At 43.4% G+C, this 494-nt stretch carries 2 protein-coding genes; one reads left to right on the top strand and one right to left on the bottom strand.

Going from position 1 to position 494, the window contains the following annotated elements; translation table 11 throughout:
* A partial coding sequence (locus tag FDX22_RS30130) for a hypothetical protein (RefSeq protein WP_186805374.1) occupies positions 1 to 183 on the top strand: 183 nt, incomplete at its 5' end.
* A gap of 27 nt (positions 184 to 210) precedes the next feature.
* Here FDX22_RS30130 and FDX22_RS20065 read toward each other — a convergent pair.
* Positions 211 to 494 (bottom strand): hypothetical protein (locus tag FDX22_RS20065; protein ID WP_255432991.1); only part of this gene is annotated, 284 nt, incomplete at its 5' end.

Genomic DNA, 494 nt, shown 5'->3' with positions numbered 1-494 from the left:
ACAGTAATCCTTGGTGGTATCATTGCTAATATGCCTGAGGAAAAGCGCGACGCCGTTCGTAAGTTTGCTTTGTCACGTATTGATGAAAGAATTGAAGCTGAAAAATCAAAGGAAAAACCAAATCAGGACATTATCTCCATGCTCGTTGATGCCCGAGAAAAGGCCATTAATTCTCTTGGGTGACTTTATTCCTTTGTAACGCGTTTTGAATCAGTGANTTTGTAACGCGTTTTGAATCAGTGATTCCAAATTATTCTTGACGCCGTCACTGGAAGAAAAAGCGGTTGGATTCTGGGCCGCTTTAATAATCTGCGCGGCAACATTTTGAGCATGCCCTTTCGCCCGCTGATTGTACCCTTCCAGAGTAAGTTCTGGCGTTAAGTCTTCGCTGTACTGGATAGTAGCTACGGTTGCTTTGCCAATTTTCACCGACACGTCACTACCAATGCACTGCGTAGATGACATGGCCAAATTTTCTCCGAAGGAAATTCTTA

The organism is Citrobacter sp. TBCS-14 (genome assembly GCF_005280805.1).
GTDB lineage: Bacteria > Pseudomonadota > Gammaproteobacteria > Enterobacterales > Enterobacteriaceae > Citrobacter > Citrobacter gillenii.
The sequence above is the reverse complement of the archived record's forward strand: the minus strand, read 5'-3'. Positions and strand labels throughout refer to the sequence as shown.